Here is a 23,403-nt window from a genome sequence, read left to right on the forward strand (position 1 = left end):
TCTAGGCGTCTGACCGGATCAGCGGTCGAACTTCTCCCACGGACCGATCGCCGTGCGGTTCGCGATCAGCGACGAGTTGCCGCCGTTCTCCGCCGTGACGTACCGGTTGTTGACCCCGGCCTGCAGGCTGATGCTGCCGTCGGCGTTGGCGATCACCTTGAACTTCTCCCACGGCCCGACGACCGCCCGGTTGGCGATGAGCGGCTGGTTGCCGCCCGCCTCCGCGGTGACGAAGAGGCCGTTGGCCCGCGAGTACAGCGCCACCCAGCCGCCGCCCACGTCGACCAGGTCGAACTGCTCCCAGAAGCCGACCGCGGTGCGGTTCGCGATCAGCGGCGAGTTGCCGCCGTTCTCCGCCGTGACGTACCGGTTGTTGACCCGGGCCCGCAGCGTGACGGCGACGTTGGCCGCGTCGACCGGGCTGAACTCCTCCCACGGGCCGATCGCGGCCCGGTCGGCGGTCATCATGCTGCCGCCGTGGTTGCTGCTCAGGTACTTCCCGTTGACCACCGAACGCAGGCTGAACGTGCCGTCGGCGTTGTTCGTGACCGTGAACCGCGTGTCGTCGCTGCTCGTGGACGCGCTCCAGGCCCCCACGACGTTCGACCCCGCGGGAACTTCCGGGCCGACGAGCACCGTGAAGTACAGGCCGTTGACGCGGGACCGCAACGCGACCAGGTCGCCACCGACCTTCACGAGGTCGAACAGCTCGGCGTCGCCGATCGTGGGCTGGTACGCGCGCATCTGCATGTTGCCACCCTCGGTGGCGCTGACGTAGCGGTTGTTGTCGTGTGCCAGCAGGGCGAACGTCCGGGCCGCCGGCCACAGCGACTTGGACTGTTGCTGAGTCCCGCTGAAACCGTTGACGTCGACGGCCGTGACCGAGATGGAGTAGGTCCCCGGCGTCGAGTAGTGGTGGGTGGCGACCGGCGACGGCTGCGACACCAGGCCGGTGGAGTCGCCGAAGTCGAAGCGGTACGTGGTGATGGGCACGTAGCCGGGGACGCTGCGCGACGCGTCCACCGTGACCGAGTTGCCGGCCTGGTCCGCCGTGATGGTCACGATCGGGTACGGGCCCGGGATCATCTCGGAGTTTCCGCGGTCGGCGTAGGTGACCGGGCCGGCGCCCGTGTTGGGCTGCGCCGGATTGTCCTCGCGCGGCTTGCCGAAGGAGTCGGTGCTCTGGTAGCCGGGCGCGGCCGAGTTCGCCGAGTCCTCCAGGTGCGCCTGGTCGACGACGTCGGTGTCGTGCGCGGCCTGACCGGAGGCGGCCCGGAAGCCGGCCAGACTCAGCGGACCGTTCCACCAGTACAGCGAGTTCGGCGCCGCCGACCGGGAGACGGCGTTGTAGTCGACCACGGTGGTGCCCGCCGCGCCGTCGTACAGGCCGATCTCGGGGCCGCTCGGGGCTCCCGGGTCGCAGCCGGTCGTGGAGGACACGTTGCTGGTCGCGACGTTGTTCTGCACGGACACGCCGCTGGACGCGCCCGCCACGCGGATGCCCCCGAGGCAGTTGAAGTCCAACGAGTTGTTCGTGATCGCGGTACCGGTGGCACCGTTGTTGAGGATGCCGACGCCGTGTCCGCTCATCACCGTGCTGTTGACGATCGTGTTGCCCGCCGCCCCGGGCCGCAGCGCGATGACCGCGACCGCTCCGCCGTAGACGCTGCTGTTGACGATCGTGTTGTTCGAGCCGGCGACGTCGACGGCCGTGCTGCCGGCCGGGCTGCCGACGCTGACGTTCAGCGCCTTGAGCACGGTCCGGGACGTAGCCGCGTCCAGGGCCACGCCGGCCGACACCGCGCCGCCACTGACTTTCACGCCGTTGAGCGCCGAGTCCGTCACGGCGGAGAGCTGGATCGCCGGCCCGGTCGCGCCGTTCGCCATGGTCACGCTCGTGTCGGCGACCGAGATCCGCGCGCCGTTGCTCACCGCGAACGCGGGCGCACTCACCACGTTCAGCACGTTGATGCCGAGGATGGCGACGTCGTGCTGCCCGTCGATGGTGAACCCGGCGTTCGGCCCGGCCACCCGCGCGGCCCCCGCCTCGGAGGCCTGCAGCACGACGTCGGACTTGTTGACGTTCACGCGCTCGTTGAACACGCCGGTGATCTGGGCCGTCTGCCCGGGCGCCAACGCCGCGACCGCGGCCGTGATCGTGCAGAACGGCTTGCTCTGGCTGCCGCCGCCGCTGTCGGAACAGCCGGAGTCGAAGGTGTTGTTGACGTACAACGGGGTCGTTGCGGCGAATGCGGAGCCGGCCCCCGCGACCAGCCCCACACCGGCGGCCAGCACGACGGTCGTGAGGCCGGAAAGAATAGATTTACCCACGCTGCTCCTCTTTCGGGGGCACTCGGCGGGATTGCATTGCCGCTGATCATTCAGCGGCGCGCGCCGATTATGCGCGGCCCAATCACATCGGACAACCCTGAAAGCGATCACCGGGCTTTTTCACTGCGCGGACTGCGCCCCAACGTCGTCACGACCGGGGCCGGCGCACCAGCGACAGGCCCCGGTGCGGCTCCTCGGCGTGGCGGTGGCGCCCAGCGCCGTGCTGGATGGTCAGCGCCCTACCGGCGGCTCGTCGACGGTACCCATAGGCACATCACACCGGCACCGCGCGATCCGGGCCGCAGCCAGTCTGCCGCCGGTCACCAGCCCGAAGCGGTCCACCACAGTCAGCCCGTACGCGCTGCACGACGGCGAATACCGGCACCGGACGGGCAGCCGGGGCGAGAGCCAGCGCTGATACCCACGGATCGCCCGAACGCCCAACCGACCCGCCGAAGAAGGCCGGGACGGCACACCGAGGCGGTACGGCGCCACAACCAACAGCAGCGCGCTCAGCCGGCCCAGCCCGAGCACACTGCTACAGGGCGCCAGCACGCTCTGACAGGGGGCGCAGGCGACATCGAAGCAGTTACACATCTCGTACACAGTGCTCGGCACCGGCTTTTCTTACTGCCCAGATCGCCCAAGGTCAACTACCGCCCGCGATCCTGCCGCTCGCCTCACGTAGCTCACGGAGTACGCCAAGAGCGAAGCGACGGCCGGCATTCTTGCCGAGACGCTCGGTGACAGGCAGGCACATCCACAGTCGCCTACGCCTTGGCAACCGGGGTTCCGAGTGGCCAGAGGCAGCCTCGACCGACCTGCAGTAATGGCACGCCAACGACACGACGCCGCGGTCACGCCGCGTCGGGCCTGGCCTGGACCCCAACGGCCAACTCCACATCGAGTGCCCGCGCCAGGCGCTCGAGCACCGGCAAGGTCGGCACGGTGCCGCCCGCCTCGAAACGCGCGACGGCGGACTGCGTCATCGCGGCCGCGTCGGCCAACTCGGTCTGGCTCCAGCCGCGCCGCTCCCGGAGTTCCCGGACCGCCCGGCCCAGCTCAAACGCGAGCTTCGTCGACCCGCTGGCGGCGAGCGGCCTGGAGCGGCCAGCCTTCGCCTGGGCTAATGGCCCGCTAATGGCCCGGACGCGGCTTGCCGGATATACCAAGAACGGTATACCGTTCGAAGGGTGAGACGCTACGTTATCGAGCTGGAGCCAGAGGTGCGGGACTGGCTCGAAACCTTGCGGCTCACGGAGTATGCCAAGGTCGAGGCGATGGCCGACATCCTGGCCGAGCGCGCCGAGACGCTCGGCGAACCCTACTCACGCCATCTCAGCGGCAAGACGCGCGAACTGCGGTTCCACCTCGACAGGTCGGCCGTCCGCATCAGCTACTGGCTTGCACCACAGACCCGGGTGGTACTGCTGACCGTGTTCCGAAAGTCCCGCCAGGTCGAACGTGCCGAGGTCGTGCGAGCCATCACCGCTCAGCAGACATGCGAACTGGGACATGAAGACCATGCGCCGGCGACCGAGATCTTCGAGCGCAAATGGCAGTGAAGCACAACGGAAGGGCGGAAGGACCATGACGGCACGCCACTCTCGCTGGGAACGCACCGGCGCCGAGCAGCACAACTCCGCCTACGAGGAGGCACGAGCAGCGCTCCTGCTCGGCCAAATGGTCCACGATCGTCGCACCGAACTTGGACTCACACAGGGCGAACTCGCCGAACGCGCCGGCATGACTCAGCCCCAACTGTCCCGCCTGGAATCAGGCGGTGCCACGCCCACCGTGCCGCTCCTGGCAAGACTCGCAGCGGCACTTGATGCGGAACTCGACATCACCTTCAAGCCACACCGCGACGCCGCCGCCTGAAGTCGCTCAGCACCGACCAATTCGGCTCGGCAGTTCGGAACAGCCCAGATCAGGTAGCCCGGAAGGATGCCATGTCGTTCCACCACTCGCTGTACCACTTCAGCGCCACGATCAAGGCAACCGACAAATCTGTTCTTGGCGCACTACGTGGCCTGTCCTTCGAGGTGGAGACTGCCGACTATTCCCAGATCTCCTCTGGCGGGACCACCGGCGATGTGTGGGAGAAGAACGACAAGTAGGTGAAGTTCCGGTTCACGTCCGTCGAGCTCCGAGAGAGATTCCTTGCGGAGGCTGCCCGCATATTCCAGACCGGCCTGTTCGAGCTCATCAACACGGACGATGCAGATCCGGCAACTCCGCGTCACCGCTCATAGTGAAACCCTGAAGGCCGCATGAGGCCGCCGCCCAGCCCCGCCGAGTGCGGCACGCCCTCGCAATCGACCGCGAGCTCGCTTACCAGAGTTGGAGCCTGTCCCCGGCCGCCAGAGGCAGTGCACATCCGACTCCGGGCATGTTCCGGTCCGGGAAGCCCTGAGCACTCACATCCAAGCGATAAAGCAGACCCCGGCGATACAGGTGACAGCACCGGCGGCTGCGAGCGCCAGTTGGCGACCAGCTCAACGCGGTGGTGCTCGCTTGGCTCTACCGGGTCTGTGAGGTAAATCCGGGCGAAGGTCTCCGTTCGGTGGTCGATCTCCACCTGGTAGCCGGCTGCCACGTAGGCGGCGATGACGACCTCGACCGCGGCGGGAAAGTCGGCCCGTCGTTGCCAGTCGGCGAAGAGATCGACGTCCTCGCTCGGACGCTGCAGGATGCCGTGCGCGGCAACGGCGTGACCGCCGGCCAGGGCGAACCCGTGCGGTCCGCCGGCCCGTAGTCCGATCTCCGCGAGCCGTCGGTGCGTCGGCGCTTTGTCGTGCATCACTACGCAGCGGGCCGCCGTGTGGTGGCGAGGTCGGGAAACTGAGCTTCCCAGAGCTGCCGGACCTGCGGCGGCAGCACGAGATCAGGCCAGAGCCTCCGCAACGTCGGGGCGTCGAGCCATGTCTGGAGTTCCTCGACATGTGTGGCCTCGCGAAGCACTGTCTCGTACATGCTCGCCAACCGTCGTGGATTACCGAGGTCGTAGACAGCGCGTCCCGACCAGTTCAACCGCCGGTCAAGCCTTGCCTCACCGGTGGTCGGCCCATGCAACTCGCCCAGCTCGGTCACGACGACGTAGGGACGCTGGTCCGCGTAGCGCGACCCAAGCGGCGCTCGGGCGCCGTCCTTACTCATTCCCGCACCTCCATCGCCATGCGACTCGTATCAACGGTAGTCCACCGACCAGTCGAGACAGCTGACAGTTGAGGTAACGGCACGCCCATGGCACGCGGGCCGTTTCGAGTGGCCTGAGAAGAACGGCCCTGGCTGGACTTGAGTCCTGACCAGGGCCTGAGCGTTGGAGCGGGTGAAGGGAATCGAACCCTCACTGTCAGCTTGGGAAGCTGATGTTCTGCCATTGAACTACACCCGCGAGCGACGCCTACTGTACCGAATCCACGGCGTTAGCGCACGGACCATTATGCCTCGCCCGCGGAACATGCCCCGGGCGGTCCTTCCACACAGTGCGCGTCGACGTCGTCGGCGTGTCGTACCGCACGTACATCGCCAGGTCGACGGTCAGTTCGTACAGCTTCCAGTCGATGCCCGGGGCCGCGTGCATGAGCTGGGCCAGGCGTGCGACCTGACCGGAGTCCGACACGATGCTGGCGTGGCCGGACAGGTACGCCTCGTCGGCGGTGTCCTCCGACGGGAAGCTGTGCAGGGAGTAGCGGCCGTCGCGGTCCAGGTCGTGGCGCTTCGGGGACGGTAGGACGAAGCAGAACAGGCCCTCGTCCGTGATCACCGGCGAGACGGGGTGGATGCGGGGGCCGCCGTCGGGGCGGACCGTTGCCAGGTAGCCCAGGCCCGGGCCGTACTGACACACGAGCGTGTGAATGGCCGACGCCAGCGCGGGGTCGGCGGCGGCGAACTCAGCCCACGATGCCATGCCTCAAAAGTACTCGAACACGTGTACGATCGTTGCCGAATTCCCCGAACGGGGCAAACTGAAGCGGTGACGCCTGCCGACGAGCTCATCGATCTTCTCCGCCGGTTCAACGTCGAGGCGGACCGGTTCGTCGACGTGTTCGCGCGCGCGCACGGGTTGCATCGCACCGACATGAACGCGATCGCGCACATCTGGCGCGCGGCCGAGGAGCGGACGCCGCTGACGCCCGGCGAGCTCGCGCGCCGGCTCTCGCTCAGCCCCGCGGCCACCACGGCGCTCCTCGTGCGGCTCGAGCGCGCCGGCCACGTCGAGCGCCGGCCCGATCCCGAGGACCGCAGGCGAACCCACCTGCACATCCAGCCGAAGGCCCGGGCGCTGGCGGCGGAGTTTTTCGCGCCTCTGGGAGTACATATGCGGGAAGCTTTTTCGCACTTCTCCCAAGAGGCTCTCAGAACCGCGATCGGCGTGACCAAGCAGGCTTTGGAGGCCACCGGCAGGGCAGCCGACGAAGCCAACTCGGTAACCTCAGAAGGTGCTGCTCTCCGACCGTGACCTAGACAAAGAGCTCGAAGCCGGCCAACTGCGCCTCGAGCCCTTCGATCAAGCGCTGGTGCAGCCGTCCAGCATCGACGTGCGGCTCGACCGTTGGTTCCGGGTGTTCAACAACCATCTCTACACCCACATCGACCCCGCGATTCAGCAGGACGAGCTCACCTCCATGGTCGAGGTGCACGACGGCGAGCCCTTCGTGCTGCACCCGGGCGAGTTCGTGCTGGCGTCGACGCTCGAGGTGATCACGCTGGGCGACCAGCTCGCCGGGCGCCTGGAGGGCAAGTCCAGCCTCGGCCGCCTCGGCCTGCTGACCCACTCGACCGCCGGCTTCATCGACCCCGGCTTCAGCGGCCACGTCACGCTGGAGCTGTCGAACGTCGCGAACCTGCCGATCCGCCTCTGGCCGGGCATGAAGATCGGGCAGCTGTGCATCTTCCGGCTGTCCTCGCCGTCCGAGCACCCCTACGGCTCGGCGGTGTACGGCTCGCGGTACCAGGGCCAGCGCGGCCCCACCCCGAGCCGCTCCTGGCAGAACTGGCGCACCTGGCCGACGCAGTAAAAAAGGGTGGGCCCGAAGGCCCACCCTCTTAAGCCACTCGGCCGTATCCGGATATCGGCTCGGAGTCGATCTTCTTCATCTGCACCGGTTGGCTGGGGTTGGGTGCGTGGACCATCCAGCCGTTGCCGACGTAGAGCCCGACGTGGTGCTTGTCGGGGTAGAAGAAGACGAGGTCACCGGCCTTGAGGTCGGCCCGCGAGACGCGCTTGGTGTCCTGGTACTGCCACATCGTGTAGTGCCGCAGGTACGTGACGCCGACCTGTTTCCAGGACCACATCGTCAGGCCCGAGCAGTCGAACGTGTTCGGTCCCTCGGTCGCCCACACGTACTTCTTGCCGATCTGCTGGCATCCGAACTGGGCGGCCCGGCTGCCGGGGCTCCCGTCGTACTGCTGCGGGCACGCGACCGGCTTGAGCGACCCGGTGCCGTTGCCGCTGCCGTAGGCCTGGAGGCGCATGTCCTGCAGGTTCTTGATGTCGGCGTTGATCTGGGTCTCCTGCTGATTGAGCGCGGCCTCCTGCTCGGCCTGCTTCGCGATCAGCTCGTCGAGGGGACCCTTCTGGGCGTCGTACTGCTGCTTGGCGACGAGCACGTCCTTGATCCGGTCCTGCTCGTCCTTGGCCACCATGTTGAGCATCGTCATCTGGTCGATGAACGTGTCCGGCGACCCGGTGGTGAGCATCGCGTCGAGCTTCGAGACGCGCCCGTTCTTGTACTGCATCACGGCGAACGCGCTCACCTTGTCAAAGGCGGCGTCGACCTGTGCCTTCAGCGGGGCGATCTGGTCCTCGAGCTGCTTCTGCTTGGTCTTGTTGGCGGCGAGCTCCAGCTTGAGCTGGTTGTGCTGCTCGATGACGGGCTCGATCGTGTTCCACTTCTCGTCGATCTGCTTCTCGATCTCGCCGGGCGTGGGGTCCGCGTGCGCGAGGCCGGTGACGCCGAGGGCGAGGGACAGACCGCCGAGGGTGGCGACGAGGAGCCGTACCAGTCGGTTGGGCCGCCGCGTCCACCTCAGATGGGTCTCCACCGAGGAGATACTCCTTCTTCCATGGCCGCCTACCGGGTTAGCTGACGGGTTCGGGCGGGAAGGTCGCCCTACCGCAATCTCGCGGATTCACCCCGGTGGAACACGTGGGTCCCCGGCTCGAAATCGACTCGGCGGTGCCGCCTGGCGCGCCCGTGGTGGGCGCGGACATCCAGTCGACGCGAATTCACGTTAAGCGCGCCAGGTTCCCATCGACAAGTGAGTGCGCGATTGTTGTCCGATTTGTCCCGAAGGTCAGGCAATTCGAGTGACGAACACATCATCGATTGCCCCCACGAACTGATCGTTGTTCGCGCTGGTTCCCTTGCCACCAATACAGAGCGGATCGTCGTTCACTATCGACAGTGACGACGGAATGGTGGCCCGCCCCGCTTCGGCCCCGTCGACGGACACCGTGAGCAGGGAGTTACTGCGCGAACACGCGATCCGGTGCCACCGCCCGTCGGCGACGGACTGCGCCGCGAGCGCCACGAAAATATTCGACGAACGAGTGCCGACAATCACACAACTGGGCCGCCCGGCCTCGCCGTCGACCTGCAGCTTGAACTGACTGTCACCGACCGAGAACCCTTTTTGGACAACATTGGCGCCCTTAGAAGTCTCATCCGGCTGAACCAGCACACTGGCACCATACGTAATGGGTCCGCGACCGGGATTGAGAAACCCGGCCGGACCACTCTGCAGGATCACCCGTGCACAACTCTCCGCACCGTAATGCTCACACCGAGGCGGAAAGCGCACCGCAAGTCCGCCGTCGTGGGCCACGGTGGCGAGCTGCCCACCCTCGGCCCGCCGCGACCGCAGCGCCAGCCGCCCGGAGGCGTCCGTGACCGGCTCGGCCAGGCCGTTGTCGAACGTGTACCGCACCGTGACGTCCCCGTGCGCCGACGCGCTGGCCGGCCCGCTGGACGGCGCCGCCACGCCCAGCGCGCTGCCCATGCCCGGCGCCTTCGCGGACGGCCCGACCAGCGGCTCGGCCGCACTCCGCCCCGCCGGCGCCGACGCCCACCGCACCGCAAGGCCGGCAACCACGACAAGACACGCAAGCAGGGCACACAGCAACAACCGACGGCGGCGGCGCATAACCGGACATGATGCCCCGAATCGCCACGCCGGCGCGGCCGTTTCGAGCGCCGTTCCCTCCGATGCGTTACAAGATTCATTGCTCCGGTCCGCCGGGGGCACGACCGTTGCTCCCGTCAGACACCGTTCGGCCCTGGCGGGCCTCTCTGCCGCGTCCGCGTAAGGTGTTCGCCCATGCCCGACGACGAATGGCGCGAGGAGACCCGAGCTTCCTACAACACCGTCGCCAAGAGCTACGCCGAGTTCGTGACCGGCGCCTTGACCGGCGACCCGTACCTGGCCGCCACCCTGAACCTGTTCGCGGCCCTGCTGCCGCTGGGCGCCCCGGTGGCCGACGTCGGCTGCGGCCCCGGCCACGTGACCGCCCACCTGGCGGAGCTGGGCCCGGACGCCTTCGGCATCGACCTGTCCCCGGCCATGATCGACCTGGCCCGCGAGGCCTACCCCCAGCTCACATTCGAGGTCGGCGACATGACGGAGCTGACCCTGCCCCCGGTCGCCGGCATCCTGTCCTTCTGGTCGCTGATCCACATCCCCGACGAGTCGATCCCGCCGACCCTGGCCGGCTTCCACCGAGCCCTGAACCCGGGCGGCGTCCTGCTGCTCGGCTTCCACGCGGGCGACGGCACCCGCCTGAAGACCGAGGGCTACGGCGGCCACCCGATGCGAGTCCACGTCCACCGCCGCCAACCGGCCCGGATGACCGAGTGGCTGACGGAGGCCGGCTTCGCGGTGGAGACAACGCTGCTGCTGGACCAGCACACCAAGTCCCCGGGCGCGGCCATCTTCGCCCGGAAACCCTGACCGAGCGCGTCAGCGGGAACCGCCGTGTGGCCCCTAGGCCCGGCGCGGGAAGCCCATGGTGACGCGCTCCGGACCACCCAGTCCGGCCGAGAGAGCGTCCGCGAGCGGCCAGGCCCCCGTGTTCCGCTGGGTCGCGACCTGCGCCAGGTCGTCCATGACCCTGGTCCAGCGCCGGCCGTTCATCGCGACCATCACCTGGTCCGCCGCCCGCGAGCCGCTCGTGTCGCGCACCGCGGACTCGATCGGCCCGTGCGGCGGCTCGTACCCGTTGACGCGCCGCACCGCCGGCCCGAGCACCGCCAGGATCTCGCGCCACGCTTCGGCGGGCAGGCTGACCTGGTAGGTGTGGTACTCGTCGAGCCGCAGGTCCGCCCGCGCGACGGTGAACTCGCACCACCGCGACCAGCCCGCGGCCGCGACCTGCGGAGGCGTGGCACGAACCCGCCAGCGGTACGACACACCGTGCTCGAGCGGCGCGACCCGCTCGAGCGGCAGCGCCGTGGTGTGCTCCGGCCAGTTGCCGTCGCCGCCGAGCTGCTCGCCCTCCTGCGGGATGGGGCCGTCGAGGCCCTGGAGCTGGAACGCGGTGTCGACATGCGGCACGCCGGGGGCGGCCGGAACCGTCGCGGACAGCACCGGATAGACGGTCGGCACGACGGGCCGGTTCGCTCCGGTCGTACAGCCGCGGTTGTCGGACTGCAGCCCAACGGCGAGCACCACGCCGGCGTACACGGGGTCCTTCGGGTCCGCCGCCGGCGCGGCGGCCGCGCGATCGCGCTCCTCCTGCGGGTAGTCGCAGGTCTCCTTGCCAGTGAGGACGTTGGCCGGCGCGGCGATCCGGGCCTGGCACTCGGCGAGCGTGATCCCGGCGGGCCGCCACGCCGTCTCGGCCGGGGACCCGTCGGTGGGCCGGACCGCGATGGCGGTACCGAGCGCCAGGACCAGGACGCCCGCCGCGCCGATGGCCATCCGGGTCAGCGTTCGCGACGCCTCGGACTCGATCGGCGCGGACGGGAGCGTGGGGGTCGCGGCCGGCTGGGCGGGCACGTGTGCCCAGCCGGCGTAGTCGGGCGGCAGGTCCGGAACCGTCACGGCCCCGTCTATCGGCACCGGCGCCACGAACCTGAGTACCGCGGCGTCAGAACATCAACCAGAACTGCTCCCAATCGCCCATCGCGGTGCGGTTCGCGATCAGCGGCTGGTTGCCGCCCGCCTCGGCGGTGACGTACTTGCCGTTGGCGCCCGCGAGCAGCGACTCCGAGGCCACGTTGTACCAAAGCGGCAGGCGGTCGCGTTTGAAGCGCTCCCAGTCGCCGACGACGGTGCGGTTGGCGATCAGCGGCTGGTTCCCGCCCGCCTCCGCCGCGACGAAGCGGAAGTTGGCGTGCGAGAACAGCGCAATCCAGCCATCGCCGGCGTCGATGACGTCGAAGGTCTCCCAGGAGCCGATCGCGTTGCGGTTGGCGATGAGCGGCTGAGGGCCGCGCGGGTCCGTCGTGACGTAGCGGTTGTTGACCGCGGCCCGCAGGACGGTGTTCGCGCTGTTCTCGTAGTTCGCCAGCTGGTAGAAGCGTTCCCAGGGGCCGAGCGCGGCGCGGTCGGCGGCGAGCGGGGCGGCGCCGTCGTTGCTGCTGAGGTACTTGCCGGTTCGCCGGGACCGCAGCGCGAAGGCGCCGTGGTCGATGGTCACCAGCTCGAACGCGTCGGCGACGGTGCCGTTGGCCGTCAGCCGTCCGGTGCCCGGGTCGACCGTCACGAACTTGCCGTTGGCGAGCGAGCGCAGGCCCACGTCGCCACCGACGTCGACCAGGTCGAAGCGCTCCCAGGTGCCGCCCACGCCGGGGCGGTTGGAGACGAGCGGCTGGTTGCCGCCGTTTTCCGCCGTGACGTACCGCATGTTGCTCGCCAGTAGGGAGATCGGCTTGATCTTCGGGAAGGCCGAGACCTGCCGGCTGGTGGTGCTGGTCGCCCCGTAGTTGTCCGTGATGGTGAGCGTCACGGTGTAGGTGCCGCCGCGCTGGTACGAGTGGCCGCTGTTCGGCCCGTAGACGGTCTCGACGATGCCGTCGCCGAAGTCCCAGGTGTACTTGCCGAAGCCCCCGGTGCCGGGCAGCGAGGCCGACGTGTCGCTGTTGAAGCCGCCGAGCTCGACGACCGGCTTGACGGTGAAGCTCGCGACGGGCGCGACCGGCTCCACGGTGCCGACCGCGAGGCCGATCCCGAAGCCGCCTCCCCAGCCGACGAACGAGGACGCCACGGTGTCGGTGGCCGTGTCGATCTTCGCCACCGTCCCGTCGGTACCGGAGACATAGGCGCGCTTGCCGTCCGGCGTGACGACGACCGCGACCGGAGCGAAGCCGAGCGGAATGGTCGCGGCGACCGCGTTGGTGGTCGTGTCGATCACCGAGACGGTGCGATCGGTCGCGTTGGTGACGTAGGCCCGCGCGCCGTCCGGGGTGGTGGCCACGTACAGCGGACCGCGACCCACGGCGACGGTCGCGACCGCGTTCGTCGCGGTGTTGATGACCGAAACCGTGTTGCCGCCACGGTTGGCGACGTAGGCGTACCTGCCGTCCGGCGTGACGGCCACGCCGACCGGGTTCTGGCCGGCGGTGACGACCCTGGTGAGCGTGTTGGTCGCGGCGTCCACCACGTCGACCCCGTCGGCCGTCGTGACGTAGAGGCGCCGGCCGTCCGGGGTCACCGCGACATCCTCCGGGCCGAGGCCGACGGGGGCGGTGGCCACGACGGTGAAGGTCGTGAGGTCGATGACGGAGAGCGAGTTGGCGCCGTGGTTGGTGACGTAGGCGTGCCGGCGGTCCGCGGCGATCGCGACGCCGCGCGGGGCCGTGCCGACGGGGATCCGCCGCTGGATGGTGCCCCGGCTGGGGCTGGCCACGACTACCTCGTTGTGGTCGGAGTCGGCGATGAGGGCGAGCCCGGCGTCGGGTGCGACGGCGACCTCGCCGGACGCGCTACCGGCCTCGGCCTCGTTGACGTGCTTGCCGAGAGCCGGGTCGACGACGAATGTGGTGGGGCCGTTGGAGGCCGCGATGTAGAGGAGTTCGAGGGGGGTGGCCGCGGCGGCGGGGTGAACGCCGGACAGCAGAACGAGGCCGGCGGCCACGAACGTTGTCGTCAGGCCGGCCACGATTCGAGTGCGCACGGCGCGCATTATGCGCGACAAACCGATCTTGCGCAGCCCCCGCGAACTCCCCGGACCGAAAGTTTCATCGCCGGAAGGCGGCCACTCGACGCAACCCAGGAAAGCGCTTGCCCGACCGGCGGCCGAGCGCCAAATATTGACAGCTCTAGATTCAATGCCCTGGGAGGACAGATGCGTACAGGGAGAATCATGCTCGTCGCCGCCGGTGTCGTGGCGGCGAGCGGGACGCCGGCGTTCGCGGCCACGACCGTCACCGTGGCCGCCGACGGCTCCGGCAACTACCGCACGGTCCAGGCCGCGATCGACGCCGCCCCCGCCAACAGCAGCGGCACCTACACGGTGAACATCAAGGCCGGCACGTACCGCGGCACGGTGAGCATCCCGTCCAACAAGCCGAACATCAGCCTGGTCGGCACCGGGTCCGCCGCAACCGCCGTGGTCATCGTCGAGGGGCACGCGGCCGGGCTCACCAAGCCGGACGGCAGCACCTACGGCACGGCCGGCAGCGCCACCGTCACCATCGCGGCCGCCAACACCACCGTGTCGAACCTGACCATGTCCAACGACTTCGACGAGGCCGCGCACAACCTCAGCGCCGAGCAGGCGGTGGCGGTCAACACCTACGGCGACCGCGTGCAGTTCAGCAACGTGCGGATCCTCGGCAACCAGGACACGCTGCTCGTCAACACCTCGGGAACAGCGGTGCGCCGGCTGTACGTGCGCAACTCCTACGTCGAGGGCGACGTCGACTTCATCTTCGGCGCCGGCACGATGGTCTTCCAGAACGGCGAGGTCCGCTCGCTGACCCGCGGCTCGTCGTCGAACAACGGCTACATCACCGCCGCCGCGACGAACGTCAACAACAAGTACGGCTACCTGTTCTGGGGCACCCACCTGACCAGCAACGCGCCGGCCAAGACGGTCTACCTGGGCCGGCCCTGGCACCCGGGCGGCGACGTGAACGCGATCGCGCAGGTGCTGTACCGCGGCGTCATCATGGACGCCCACATCCGCGACGACCCGTGGACGGACATGTCCGGCTTCTCGTGGCGCAACGCGCGCTTCACGGAGTACAGCAGCACCGGCGCCGGCGCCGTGGTCAACAGCAACCGCCCGCAGATGAGCGCCTCGACCGCGGCCCAGTACACCCCGACCGCGTACCTCGCCGGATCCGACGGCTGGAATCCGATCCACTAGCAGCGAGGCGCGCCGCCGAACCGCTGTCAACCCCGGGCAGGACGCCTCGTCAAGCTGTACCCGCGCTGGCGGCGCGTAGCGCGGAAAGGCGACCCGCACGCGTACCTCCGCCGCATGCTCGTCAACGGAAACGTGAGCCTGTGGCGGCACGCGCGGTGGGAGCGCCTGGTCGCCGAGCCGCCCGACGGCGCCGATCCGCGCGCCGCGCAAGGGGACCCCGATCGCGCCCTGCAGCGGGCCGTGGTCGTGCTGCGCTACTACGCCGACCTGTCCGAGGAGGACGTGGCCGCGGCGCTCGGGTGCGCGGCCGGGACCGTCAAGATCCACAATGCTCGAGCCATGGCCCGGCTGCGGGAACTGCGCGCAGGCGGAGTACCGGAGTGAAGGGGTGCGGCGATGACCATCGACACCGACGAACTGTCCGCCTCGCTGGCGCGGCTCGCCGATCGGGGACCGGTGGGGGAAGCGCCGGTCGGCGTGGTGCTGCGGCGGGCGCATCGAGCGCGCCGGAAGAACGCCACCGCCGGGGTGGTCGCCGCGCTGGTGCTGGCCGGCGGGATCGCCTGGGCGGGCCAGGACCGGGGCCGACCGGACCTGAGCCTGGCCGCGGCCGTGAGCGCGACCACCGAGACCAGCTACAGGTTCACGATGACGGTCAAGATCGACGGCGGCCCCGAGTCGACCCGGCCGGCCCCACCGGTTACCTGCACGGAGCCGTCGGCACGCTCTACATGGACCAGCGTGTCGTCGACGGCGTCTGGTACACCGGCACCAAGCCCGAGGGCCAGGCGATGTTCTGGGTCAAGGAGAAGCCCGGGTTCACCGGCTTCGCGCTCCACCAGGGCACCGAGCTGACGAGCGACCCGGGCGCGCTGCTCAAGTCGTTCAGCACCCTCGGCACGGTCACCCACAGCGGACGCCGCGGCTCCGTGGACACGCACTCGTTCGAGTTCCGGCAGCCGGGAGACATCGAGCCGACGACCGGAACGATCGAGGTCGGCGTGCGGTCCGGCAAGGTCGAGAAGGTCACCTGGCGGACGCGGGGGGACGACTCGCCCAACTACAAGCCCTGGTACACCGTCACCGTCGTCTTCTCCGGCTACGGCATCGAGGTCGAGGTCGACCGGCCGATGTGAGCAGGGGCGCCCGCGGTGCGGGCGCCCCTTTCCGATCACAGGCCGCTGAACTGCTCCCAGCTCGCGGCCTGGGTGCGGTTGGCGATCAGCGCGGACTTGCCGCCGTTCTCCGCCGTCACATAGCGGTTGTTCGCGTAGGCCCGCACTGTGATGGTGCTGTTCCAGCCGTACTCGACGTAGAACTTCTCCCACGGGCCGACCGCGGTGCGGTTGGCGATCAGCGGGGCGTTGCCGCCGTTCTCCGCGACCACGAAGCGCTGGTTGGCGTGGGAGAACAGGGCGATGTACCCATCCCCGGCCTCGATCTCGTCGAAGGTCTCCCACAGGCCGGGCGCGTCGCGGTTGGCGATCAGCGGAGAGTTCCCGCCGTTCTCGGCCGTCGCGTACTTGTAGTTGGTCATCGAGATGAACTGCCGATCCGTCGACCTCGTCGCGTAGAACTGCTCCCACGGGCCGATGGCGGCCCGGTCGGCGGTGAGCGGGCCGGAGCCGTTGTTGCCGCTGACGTACCGGTTGTTGGACACCGACAGCAGGCTGAACAGCCCGTTCCCGCCCGTGACGACCTTGAACCGGGACGCGTCGGCGATCGCCGCGGCGTTCGCGGTCAGCTTGCCGGCCGCGTCGACGGTGAGGTACTTGCCGTTGACCGTGGCCCGGAACACCACCGCGCCGCCGCCCACGTCGATCTGCGCGAGCGCCTCCCACGGCCCGGCCGTCGTCCGGTTGCCGACCAGCGGCTGCGCGCCGGCGCCCTCGGCCGAGACGTACCGCAGGTTGCTGGCCGACAGCATCGCGAACCAGCGGGTCACGGGCTGCAGCGTGATCTGCTGGCTCGTGGTCGCCTTCATCCCCAGCTCGTCGGTCACCGTCAGAGTCACGGTGTAGGTCCCGCCGTGCGCGTACTCGTGGAAGTTCGGCGCGTTGATGCCGGTGTTGCCGTCGCCCCAGTCGATGCTCTGGCCGAAGTAGATGCCGAAGCCGTGCTTCGAACCCGAGGCATCCCAGAAGACGCGGTTCGACTCCGGCTGCGTCGTGAGCACGAGGCTCGCGGTCGGCGGGGCCGGGTGGACGGTCGCGATCGCGAGGCCGACCGGGTTGAAGCCGAGGTCGTCCTCGGTAGCCTTGGCGGTGTTGGTGGCCGTGTCGATCACGACCAGGTTGTGGTCGTCGCCGGTGACGATGGCGCGGGTCCCGTCGGGCGTGATGGCGACCGATTTCGGGGCGGCGAACCCGGTGACCGTCGCGGTGACCGTGTTCGTCGCCGTCGAGATCACCCGCACGGTCCGGTCGCCGGGCACATACGCCCGGGTGCCGTCCGGCGTGATGGCGATGTCGCGGGCGCCGTCGTTCGTCGGGATGGTCGCGGTCACCGTGTTCGTCTCGGTGTCGATCGCCGAAACCGAGCCGGTGCCGGCCGAGTTGGCCACGTAGACCCGGCGGCCGTCGGGCGTCACCGCGAGGTGCTGCGGCTGCCCGGGAACGGAGACGGTTGCGGTGACGGTGTTCGACGCGGTGTCGACGACCTTCACCGAGGCGCCGGATTCGTCGGCGACGTAGGCCCGGCGGCCGTCCGGGGAGACGGCCACGTCGGCCGGCTGGGAGCCGACCTGGACGGTCGCGACGACCGCGTTGGTGCGCGCGTCGATCACCGACAGTTTCGTGGCGCTGGTGACGTAGACGCGGGCGCCGTCCGGTGAGACCGCGACGCTCATCGGCCCCGGGCCGACCTCGACGTTGGCGGTGGTCGTGCTGGTCGCGGTGTCCACCACGGCGACGGTGCTGCCACTGGAGCCGGCGATGTAGGCCCGCGAGCCGTCGGGGCTGACGGTCACGCCGGTCGGCTTCGCGCCGACGCGGTCGAGGTAGGTGAGGAACTCGTAGGTGTTCGCGTCGAGGGCGACCAGGTAGCCGTCGTCCGGGTCTGTTGCGTAGATGACCTGCCGGGTCGCCGCCGCCGCGGCGGCCGGGCTCGCGATGGCGATGAGGGTGGTCGCACCGATCGCAAGCGCGGTGATCCCGGCTAAGAGAGGTTTGTGCACGCACGGATTATGGCCGCGCGTTCCGTTCGGCGCTGCCCCGTTTCAGGCGGGCTGGGGCTCGCTCACGACCGGCTCGCCGACCACGGCCGTGAGCACGTCGTCCAGCGTCACCACGCCGAGCGGCGTCCGGCCGTCGCTGACCAGGACGATGTGCTGGCGCTCGCGGCGCATGGCCAGCAGGAGCTCGGCCAGCGTCCGGGTCGGCGGGACGATCCCCAGCGGGCGGATCAGGTCGGCGGGGATCGGCGCGCGGCGCTGCGGGCCGACGAAGCCCAGCACGTCCTTCACGTGGACGAAGCCCAGCACGCGGCGGCTGGCCCGCTCGACCACGGGGAAGCGCGAGCGGTTGGTGCGGGTGGCCAGGACCTCCAGCGAGGCCGGGGAGACGTCCTCGGCGATCGTGGTGACCTCGGACCAGGGGCGCAGGGCGTCGCGGGCCGTGCGCCGGGACAGGGCCAGGGCGCCGGTGATGCGGGCGTGCTCCTCGGGGGCCAGCAGGCCCTCCGTGGTCGCCTGGGCGGCCAGGCCGGCCAGCTCCTCGGCCGTGAACACCGTCTTCACCGAGCCCGTGGCCTCGATGCGCCACAGCGACAGGATCGTGCGCGACGCCCACTTCATGGCGACGAGGACGGGCTTGGTGGCCATGCAGAAGGCGTACATCGGCGGGCCGAGCCACAGCACCGCGCGCTCGGGCGAGGCCAGGGTCAGGTTCTTCGGCACCATCTCGCCGACCACGGTGTGCGCGAACACCACCACCGCGAGGGCGAGCGCGAAGGCGACCGGGTGCACCAGCTTCTCGGGCAGGTGGACGGCCTCGAACGGGCCCTGCAGGCCGTGGGCCAGCGCGGGCTCGGCCAGGGCGCCGAGACCCAGGGTGCAGATCGTGACGCCGAGCTGGGCGCCGGCGATCATCAGCGGAATCTCGTTCATGGCGCGCATGGCCGTGCGGGCGCGGCGCGACGTGGCCGCCATCGGCTCGATGACGGTGCGGCGGGAGGCGATGAGCGAGAACTCGCCGGCGACGAAGAAGCCGTTGCCGAGCAGCAGCAGGACGGTGACGACCAGCTCAATCATCCTCGGGCACCTCCGGGCGCACCACGCGGACCTGCTCGATGCGCCGACGGTCGACCTCGACCACGGTGAACTCCCAGCCGTCCTCGTTCCAGGTCTCACCGACGGTCGGGATGTGGCCCAGCCGCGCCATCAGGAAGCCCGCAAGCGTCTCGTACGGCCCCGGCGGCACGTGGAACCCGGTGAGCTCGGCCAGCTCGTCCTCGCGGAGCACGCCGTCGACGAGGACGGTGCGCTCGGCGCCGGGGGCGGTCAGGTCGGGCATGCCGTGCATGGTGGCCGGCTCTTCCGGGACGTCGTGCTCGTCGGCGATCTCCCCGACCAGCTCCTCGACGAGGTCCTCGACGGTCACGACGCCGTCGGTCCCGCCGTACTCATCCACGACGATCGCCACATCGGAGTTGCCCTTGCGCAGCGCCGCGAGGACGCCGTCGAGATCGAGGCTCTCCGGCACGAACAGCGGCTCCCGGGCGACCGAGCTGACCCGGGTGGTGGGGCGGCGCACGGGCGGCACGCCGAGCGCGTCGGTGACCGTGACCACCCCGGTGACCTGGTCGAGGGTCTGCTCGTAGATCGGGAAGCGGCTGTAGCCGGTCTGCACCGAGGTGGCCAGCAGGTCGGCGACGGTGGCGTCGGCGCGCAGCGAGACCACGTCGACCCGCGGGGTCATCGCCTCCGCGGCGCGCTTGTCGCCGAAGCGGATCGTGCGCTGCAGCAGCACCGCGGTCTCCTTCGGCAGCGCGCCGGCCTGGGCGGAGATCGCGGCGAGCAGGCCGAGCTCCTCCGGCGAGCGGGCGCTGGCCAGCTCCTCCTGGGGCTCGACGCCGAAGCGGCGCACGACCCAGTTGGCGGTGCCGTTGAGCAGGGTGATCAGCCACGAGAAGAACTTGGAGAAGCCGCGCTGCGGCCCGGCCGTCGCCCGCGCCAGCGGCATGGGCTTGGCCAGGGCGGCGTTCTTGGGGACGAGTTCGCCGAAGAGCATCGAGAGCAGGGTGGCGACGATCAGGCCGCAGACGTGCGCGGCGGTGTCGGTCACCGAGCCGAAGATCGGGTGGAGCACCGGCTCGAACAGATGGGAGATCGCGGGCTCGGCGAGGTAGCCGGTGAGCAGACCCGCGAGAGTGATCCCGAGCTGTGCGCCGGAGAGCTGGAACGACAGCTCGCGCAGGGCCAGGCGGACGGTGCGGGCCTTGCGATCGCCCGCGTTGGCCCGCTGCTCGATCTCCGCGCGGTCCACGGTGACGAGCGAGAACTCGGCGGCGACGAAGCCCGCGTTCGCGGCAGTGAGCAGCGCGAACGCCAGCAGAGGCAACAGTGTGGTCAACACGCTCGCGCGACGATCCCTTCAGGAGTGCCCCGATTGTTCCACGTGAACCCAAGCACCGCCGAGGCCGCCCACAGGTCCGTGTCAAACGAGCCACTTGAAGATCGAGATACGTAGATCACCTTCCCTCTTTCGAGGGCTTTGCCGCGCGTTGAACAGCGCCGATGCTGATGCCAGCGGGGGTCTGGGCAAGCATCGAGGGGGACTTTGATGAGTGCGGCGTTGATCGGCGCCTGTGTGGCGCTCGCGGCCGGCATCGCGGTGGGCAACGCGGCCGCGAAGACGAAGCGGGCACGGCTGGACTACGTGCGGACGAAGGCGCTCGTTCCCGGGGCCCGCAAGGCGGCGCTCGCCGAGGGGCTCAAGGGGCTGCGCGTCGTGGCCACGGCGGCCGCGGTGCTCATCGCGCTGGGCCTGGCCATGAACGTGATCGGCCAGCGCTGATGCGGTCTTGCCACCGCGGACGCCGGGATTCCTGACGGGAGCAACGGTCGTGCCCCCGACGGACCGGAGCCATGGCTTATTGCTTTTGAACCGCCTTGAGCAGCACGGACGCCACGTCGACGACCTCGATCTCCTCCGGCGCGGCCCCGGCGGCCTTCTTGCCGGTGACCCCGTCGCCGAGCATGGTCAGGCAGAACGGGCAGGCCACCGCGACGGTCTTGGCGCCGGTCGACAGCGCCTCCTCGACCCGCTCCACGTTGATCCGCTTGCCGATCCGCTCCTCCATCCACATGCGCGCGCCGCCGGCGCCGCAGCAGAACGAGCGCTCGGCGAACCGGTCCATCTCGACCAGGCCCTTGTTGTCGTCCGCCGGGCCGGCGACGGCGCCGAGCACCTCGCGCGGCGGGGCGAAGACGCGGTTGTGCCGGCCGAGGTAGCACGGGTCGTGGTAGGTGACCGCGCCGTCCAGCGGCTGCACCGGCGTGAGCTTGCCGGCCGCGACGAGCTGGGCGAGCAGCTGCGTGTGGTGGATGACCTCATAGTCGCCGCCGAGCTGGCCGTATTCGTTGGACAGCGTGTTGAAGCAGTGCGGGCAGGTCGCCACGATCTTCTTCACGCCGGCCTCGTTGAGGGTCTCGACGTTCTGCTGGGCGAGCATCTGGAAGACGAACTCGTTGCCGATGCGGCGGGCCGGGTCGCCGGTGCAGGTCTCGCCCTGGCCGAGGATGGCGAACTTGACGCCGGCCTCGTGCAGCAGGGTGGCCACGGCGCGCGTGGTCTTCTTGGCCCGGTCCTCGAAGGCGCCCGCGCAGCCGACCCAGAACAGGTACTCGTAGTCGCCCTCGTTCAGCTCGGCGACGTTGGGGACCTCGAAGCCCAGCCCCTTCGTCCAGTCGTCGCGGGTGGACTGGGCCGCGCCCCAGGGGTTGCCCTTGTTCTCGAGGTTGCGCAGCATGACGCCGGCCTCGGTCGGGAAGTTCGACTCGATGAGCACCTGGTAGCGGCGCATGTCGACGATGTGGTCCACGTGCTCGATGTCCACCGGGCACTGCTCGACGCACGCGCCGCACGTGGTGCACGACCACAGCACGTCCGGGTCGATGATGCCGTTCTCCTCGGCGGTGCCGATCAGCGGGCGCGCCTGCTCCGCCAGCGCGAGCGCGTTGACCTGGGAGTGGTCGTCACCGGCGAGCAGGTAGGGCGCCTTGGCGTACGCGTGGTCGCGCAGGTTGAGGATCAGCAGCTTCGGCGAGAGCGGCTTGCCGGTGTTCCAGGCCGGGCACTGCGACTGGCACCGCCCGCACTCGGTGCAGGTGGTGAAGTCGAGCATGCCCTTCCAGCTGAACTGCTCGACGGTCGCGACGCCGAACTGGTCCTTCTCCGGGTCGGCCTCCTCGAAGTCCAGCGGCTTGCCCTCGCTGGTCATCGGGCGCAGCGCGCCGAGGCCGGAGCCCTTCCGGCCCGGGGCGCGCTTGAAGAAGATGTTGAAGAAGGCGAGGAAGCGGTGCCAGGCCACGCCCATGGTCACGTTGCTGGCGATGACGATGACCCAGGCCATCGAGATGATGATCTTCACCATGGCGATCAGGCTCACCGCGGCCGGCCAGGCGGGCAGGACCGAGCCGAGCGCGTGGCTGACGGGCGCGGCCCAGGTCGGCCACTCGAGCTCGTCGTTGGCGGCCTTGAAGCCGCGGATGAAGAAGCCGCAGAGCAGGACGCCGAGGATCGTGTACTCGACGTAGTACGCCTGCCACATGGTCGAGCCGGTAAAGCGGGACCGCCGGTTGGGGTTGCCCGGCAGGTTGCGCAGCCGGATGCCCATCAGCACCAGAATGCCGATGAACCCGAAGACGCCGATCCACTCGGTGACCAGGCCGTAGATGTTCCAGGCGCCGATCAGCGGCAGGCCCAGGCCGGGCTTGACGACCTCGAAGTAGGCCTCGATCACCAGCAGCGAGAGCGCGATGAACGCGATCATCACGAACCAGTGGGCGGCGCCGACGACGGTCCAGCGCAGCATGCGCGTGTGGCCGAGCGTCTCGGCGAGCATGTTGCGCAGCCGCAGGCCCTTGTCGCCGCTCCGCGTCGGATCGGGCTGACCGAGCCGGATGACGGCGAGCATGCGCCGGACGGTCCGCACGACAAGGATCGCCGCGACGATGGTGATCGCCGCGGCGACACAGGTCGTCACGATCTGCACTGCACCCATGCCGAAGCCTCCCACGATCCGGGCCGAAGATCTTCAAGAAGGACCTTAGCCCCTCGTGTTACCAATCGGTAACGTGAAGTTTGTCGCAGCGGCCCGGAAACGCGAGAAGATCAGCAGGTCAACGCCACTTTGAGAAGACCGCGAGCGACGCGACGAGGAAGCCGAAACCGATGGCCAGGTTCCAGTACTTCAGATCGGCGAGCGTCGACAGCCAGTTGACGTCGAAGAACCCTTGCGTCAGGTAGTAGGACACCAGCCAGGCGATGCCGATCACCACGAACGCGACGGCGAGCGCGGGCACCCACACCGGGCTCGGACGGCGCTTGGCGGCCACAGTCTCCTGCGGTCGCAGCTCCGCCGGAGCGGTGTAGACCTTCTTCTTACGAACTGTCGACTTCGGCACGGCGCTCTCCTGGAGGGGTCGTCTGGCCAACACTATCCACGTGACGCCGCCACCTCCGCCAGCGTCGGCCTGAATAATGTTCTGCGACTAGCGTAGTCAAGTCGGCACGCGCGTGCGGGGAGGGGTC

25 protein-coding genes, 1 tRNA gene and 1 riboswitch are annotated in these 23,403 nt (G+C 69.5%); of the genes, 10 read left to right on the top strand and 16 right to left on the bottom strand.

Annotated elements, in window-relative coordinates:
• Positions 1-18: 18 nt before the first annotated feature.
• The 3 genes from AC6JBM_RS43470 to AC6JBM_RS43480 form a co-directional block, all read right to left on the bottom strand.
• Positions 19-2,331: a PKD domain-containing protein gene (locus AC6JBM_RS43470; protein WP_497979576.1), complete on the bottom strand. Its 2,313-nt coding sequence runs from the start codon at positions 2,329-2,331 to the stop codon at positions 19-21.
• A 231-nt stretch (positions 2,332-2,562) separates the two neighbouring features.
• Positions 2,563-2,928 carry a membrane protein insertion efficiency factor YidD gene (gene yidD, locus AC6JBM_RS43475; protein WP_497986670.1) on the bottom strand — a complete coding sequence of 122 codons (366 nt, stop codon included), beginning with the start codon at positions 2,926-2,928 and terminating at the stop codon, positions 2,563-2,565.
• Between the two features lie 260 nt (positions 2,929-3,188).
• The gene (locus AC6JBM_RS43480) at positions 3,189-3,503 is read right to left on the bottom strand and encodes a helix-turn-helix domain-containing protein (protein ID WP_497979577.1); all 315 of its coding nucleotides are present in this window, start codon (positions 3,501-3,503) and stop codon (positions 3,189-3,191) included.
• Between the two features lie 21 nt (positions 3,504-3,524).
• Here AC6JBM_RS43480 and AC6JBM_RS43485 point away from each other — a divergent pair, with 21 nt between their 5' ends.
• The 3 genes from AC6JBM_RS43485 to AC6JBM_RS43495 all read left to right on the top strand — a co-directional run bounded on the left by AC6JBM_RS43485 (position 3,525) and on the right by AC6JBM_RS43495 (position 4,451).
• Positions 3,525-3,896 (top strand): type II toxin-antitoxin system RelE/ParE family toxin, encoded by a 372-nt coding sequence (locus tag AC6JBM_RS43485; protein ID WP_497979578.1) that lies wholly within the window; start codon positions 3,525-3,527, stop codon positions 3,894-3,896.
• Between the two features lie 25 nt (positions 3,897-3,921).
• Positions 3,922-4,212 carry a helix-turn-helix domain-containing protein gene (locus AC6JBM_RS43490; RefSeq protein ID WP_426509109.1) on the top strand — a complete coding sequence of 97 codons (291 nt, stop codon included), beginning with the start codon at positions 3,922-3,924 and terminating at the stop codon, positions 4,210-4,212.
• A 71-nt stretch (positions 4,213-4,283) separates the two neighbouring features.
• Positions 4,284-4,451, top strand: coding sequence for a hypothetical protein (locus AC6JBM_RS43495; protein ID WP_497979579.1), 168 nt, complete (start codon positions 4,284-4,286; stop codon positions 4,449-4,451).
• Between the two features lie 122 nt (positions 4,452-4,573).
• On the opposite strand, the gene AC6JBM_RS43500 is transcribed toward AC6JBM_RS43495, so the two are convergent.
• The 4 genes from AC6JBM_RS43500 to AC6JBM_RS43515 form a co-directional block, all read right to left on the bottom strand.
• Complete coding sequence (locus tag AC6JBM_RS43500) at positions 4,574-5,134, bottom strand: nucleotidyl transferase AbiEii/AbiGii toxin family protein (protein ID WP_497979580.1); 561 nt, start codon at positions 5,132-5,134, stop codon at positions 4,574-4,576.
• 2 nt (positions 5,135-5,136) lie between these two features.
• Positions 5,137-5,490, bottom strand: a complete 354-nt coding sequence (locus AC6JBM_RS43505; RefSeq protein WP_497979581.1) for a hypothetical protein — start codon at positions 5,488-5,490, stop codon at positions 5,137-5,139.
• A gap of 164 nt (positions 5,491-5,654) precedes the next feature.
• Positions 5,655-5,728 (bottom strand) — tRNA-Gly (locus AC6JBM_RS43510).
• A 9-nt stretch (positions 5,729-5,737) separates the two neighbouring features.
• Complete coding sequence (locus AC6JBM_RS43515) at positions 5,738-6,244, bottom strand: pyridoxamine 5'-phosphate oxidase family protein (protein ID WP_497979582.1); 507 nt, start codon at positions 6,242-6,244, stop codon at positions 5,738-5,740.
• A 66-nt stretch (positions 6,245-6,310) separates the two neighbouring features.
• Here AC6JBM_RS43515 and AC6JBM_RS43520 point away from each other — a divergent pair, with 66 nt between their 5' ends.
• A complete protein-coding gene (locus AC6JBM_RS43520; RefSeq protein ID WP_497979583.1) occupies positions 6,311-6,796 on the top strand; it encodes a MarR family winged helix-turn-helix transcriptional regulator in 486 nt (161 codons plus the stop codon).
• Complete coding sequence (gene dcd, locus AC6JBM_RS43525) at positions 6,777-7,355, top strand: dCTP deaminase (protein ID WP_497979584.1); 579 nt, start codon at positions 6,777-6,779, stop codon at positions 7,353-7,355. The genes AC6JBM_RS43520 and dcd overlap by 20 nt, the downstream gene beginning before the upstream one ends.
• Positions 7,356-7,383: 28 nt before the next feature.
• Here the strand turns inward: dcd and AC6JBM_RS43530 are convergent, their stop codons facing one another.
• Both AC6JBM_RS43530 and AC6JBM_RS43535 read right to left on the bottom strand, forming a co-directional pair.
• Positions 7,384-8,382, bottom strand: coding sequence for a C40 family peptidase (locus AC6JBM_RS43530; RefSeq protein ID WP_497979585.1), 999 nt, complete (start codon positions 8,380-8,382; stop codon positions 7,384-7,386).
• A gap of 11 nt (positions 8,383-8,393) precedes the next feature.
• Positions 8,394-8,526, bottom strand: a riboswitch (cyclic di-AMP (ydaO/yuaA leader).
• 108 nt (positions 8,527-8,634) lie between these two features.
• On the bottom strand, positions 8,635-9,339 hold the full coding sequence (locus AC6JBM_RS43535) for a LamG-like jellyroll fold domain-containing protein (protein WP_497979586.1): 705 nt from the start codon (positions 9,337-9,339) through the stop codon (positions 8,635-8,637).
• A 318-nt stretch (positions 9,340-9,657) separates the two neighbouring features.
• Here AC6JBM_RS43535 and AC6JBM_RS43540 point away from each other — a divergent pair, with 318 nt between their 5' ends.
• Positions 9,658-10,287 carry a class I SAM-dependent methyltransferase gene (locus AC6JBM_RS43540; RefSeq protein ID WP_497979587.1) on the top strand — a complete coding sequence of 210 codons (630 nt, stop codon included), beginning with the start codon at positions 9,658-9,660 and terminating at the stop codon, positions 10,285-10,287.
• 33 nt (positions 10,288-10,320) lie between these two features.
• Here AC6JBM_RS43540 and AC6JBM_RS43545 read toward each other — a convergent pair whose 3' ends face one another.
• On the bottom strand, positions 10,321-11,379 hold the full coding sequence (locus tag AC6JBM_RS43545; protein ID WP_497979588.1) for a hypothetical protein: 1,059 nt from the start codon (positions 11,377-11,379) through the stop codon (positions 10,321-10,323).
• Positions 11,380-11,425: 46 nt separating this feature from the next.
• Entirely contained in the window at positions 11,426-13,453 is a 2,028-nt protein-coding gene (locus AC6JBM_RS43550) for a YVTN family beta-propeller repeat protein (RefSeq protein WP_497979589.1), read from the bottom strand.
• 171 nt (positions 13,454-13,624) lie between these two features.
• Between AC6JBM_RS43550 and AC6JBM_RS43555 the strand changes: the two genes are divergently transcribed.
• The 3 genes from AC6JBM_RS43555 to AC6JBM_RS43565 all read left to right on the top strand — a co-directional run bounded on the left by AC6JBM_RS43555 (position 13,625) and on the right by AC6JBM_RS43565 (position 15,786).
• A complete protein-coding gene (locus AC6JBM_RS43555; RefSeq protein WP_497979590.1) occupies positions 13,625-14,650 on the top strand; it encodes a pectinesterase family protein in 1,026 nt (341 codons plus the stop codon).
• Between the two features lie 114 nt (positions 14,651-14,764).
• Positions 14,765-15,034: a sigma factor-like helix-turn-helix DNA-binding protein gene (locus AC6JBM_RS43560; protein ID WP_497979591.1), complete on the top strand. Its 270-nt coding sequence runs from the start codon at positions 14,765-14,767 to the stop codon at positions 15,032-15,034.
• A 347-nt stretch (positions 15,035-15,381) separates the two neighbouring features.
• Positions 15,382-15,786, top strand: a complete 405-nt coding sequence (locus AC6JBM_RS43565) for a hypothetical protein (RefSeq protein WP_497979592.1) — start codon at positions 15,382-15,384, stop codon at positions 15,784-15,786.
• A 35-nt stretch (positions 15,787-15,821) separates the two neighbouring features.
• Here AC6JBM_RS43565 and AC6JBM_RS43570 read toward each other — a convergent pair whose 3' ends face one another.
• Genes AC6JBM_RS43570 through AC6JBM_RS43580 form a run of 3 tightly spaced genes read right to left on the bottom strand, consistent with a single transcriptional unit; the run spans position 15,822 to position 20,220 of the window.
• Positions 15,822-17,825 carry a beta-propeller fold lactonase family protein gene (locus AC6JBM_RS43570; protein ID WP_497979593.1) on the bottom strand — a complete coding sequence of 668 codons (2,004 nt, stop codon included), beginning with the start codon at positions 17,823-17,825 and terminating at the stop codon, positions 15,822-15,824.
• A 42-nt stretch (positions 17,826-17,867) separates the two neighbouring features.
• The gene (locus AC6JBM_RS43575; RefSeq protein WP_497979594.1) at positions 17,868-18,899 is read right to left on the bottom strand and encodes a hemolysin family protein; all 1,032 of its coding nucleotides are present in this window, start codon (positions 18,897-18,899) and stop codon (positions 17,868-17,870) included.
• Positions 18,892-20,220 (bottom strand): hemolysin family protein, encoded by a 1,329-nt coding sequence (locus AC6JBM_RS43580; protein ID WP_497986671.1) that lies wholly within the window; start codon positions 20,218-20,220, stop codon positions 18,892-18,894. Before AC6JBM_RS43580 ends, AC6JBM_RS43575 begins: the two co-directional genes overlap by 8 nt.
• A 210-nt stretch (positions 20,221-20,430) precedes the next feature.
• On the opposite strand from AC6JBM_RS43580, the gene AC6JBM_RS43585 reads away from it, so the two are divergent.
• Complete coding sequence (locus AC6JBM_RS43585; protein ID WP_350622698.1) at positions 20,431-20,664, top strand: hypothetical protein; 234 nt, start codon at positions 20,431-20,433, stop codon at positions 20,662-20,664.
• 76 nt (positions 20,665-20,740) lie between these two features.
• On the opposite strand, the gene AC6JBM_RS43590 is transcribed toward AC6JBM_RS43585, so the two are convergent.
• The gene (locus tag AC6JBM_RS43590; RefSeq protein ID WP_350622696.1) at positions 20,741-22,873 is read right to left on the bottom strand and encodes a (Fe-S)-binding protein; all 2,133 of its coding nucleotides are present in this window, start codon (positions 22,871-22,873) and stop codon (positions 20,741-20,743) included.
• Between the two features lie 118 nt (positions 22,874-22,991).
• On the bottom strand, positions 22,992-23,276 hold the full coding sequence (locus AC6JBM_RS43595; RefSeq protein WP_350622694.1) for a cell division protein CrgA: 285 nt from the start codon (positions 23,274-23,276) through the stop codon (positions 22,992-22,994).
• Between the last annotated feature and the right edge of the window lie 127 nt (positions 23,277-23,403).

The sequence above is a fragment of the Dactylosporangium thailandense genome (assembly GCF_059739745.1).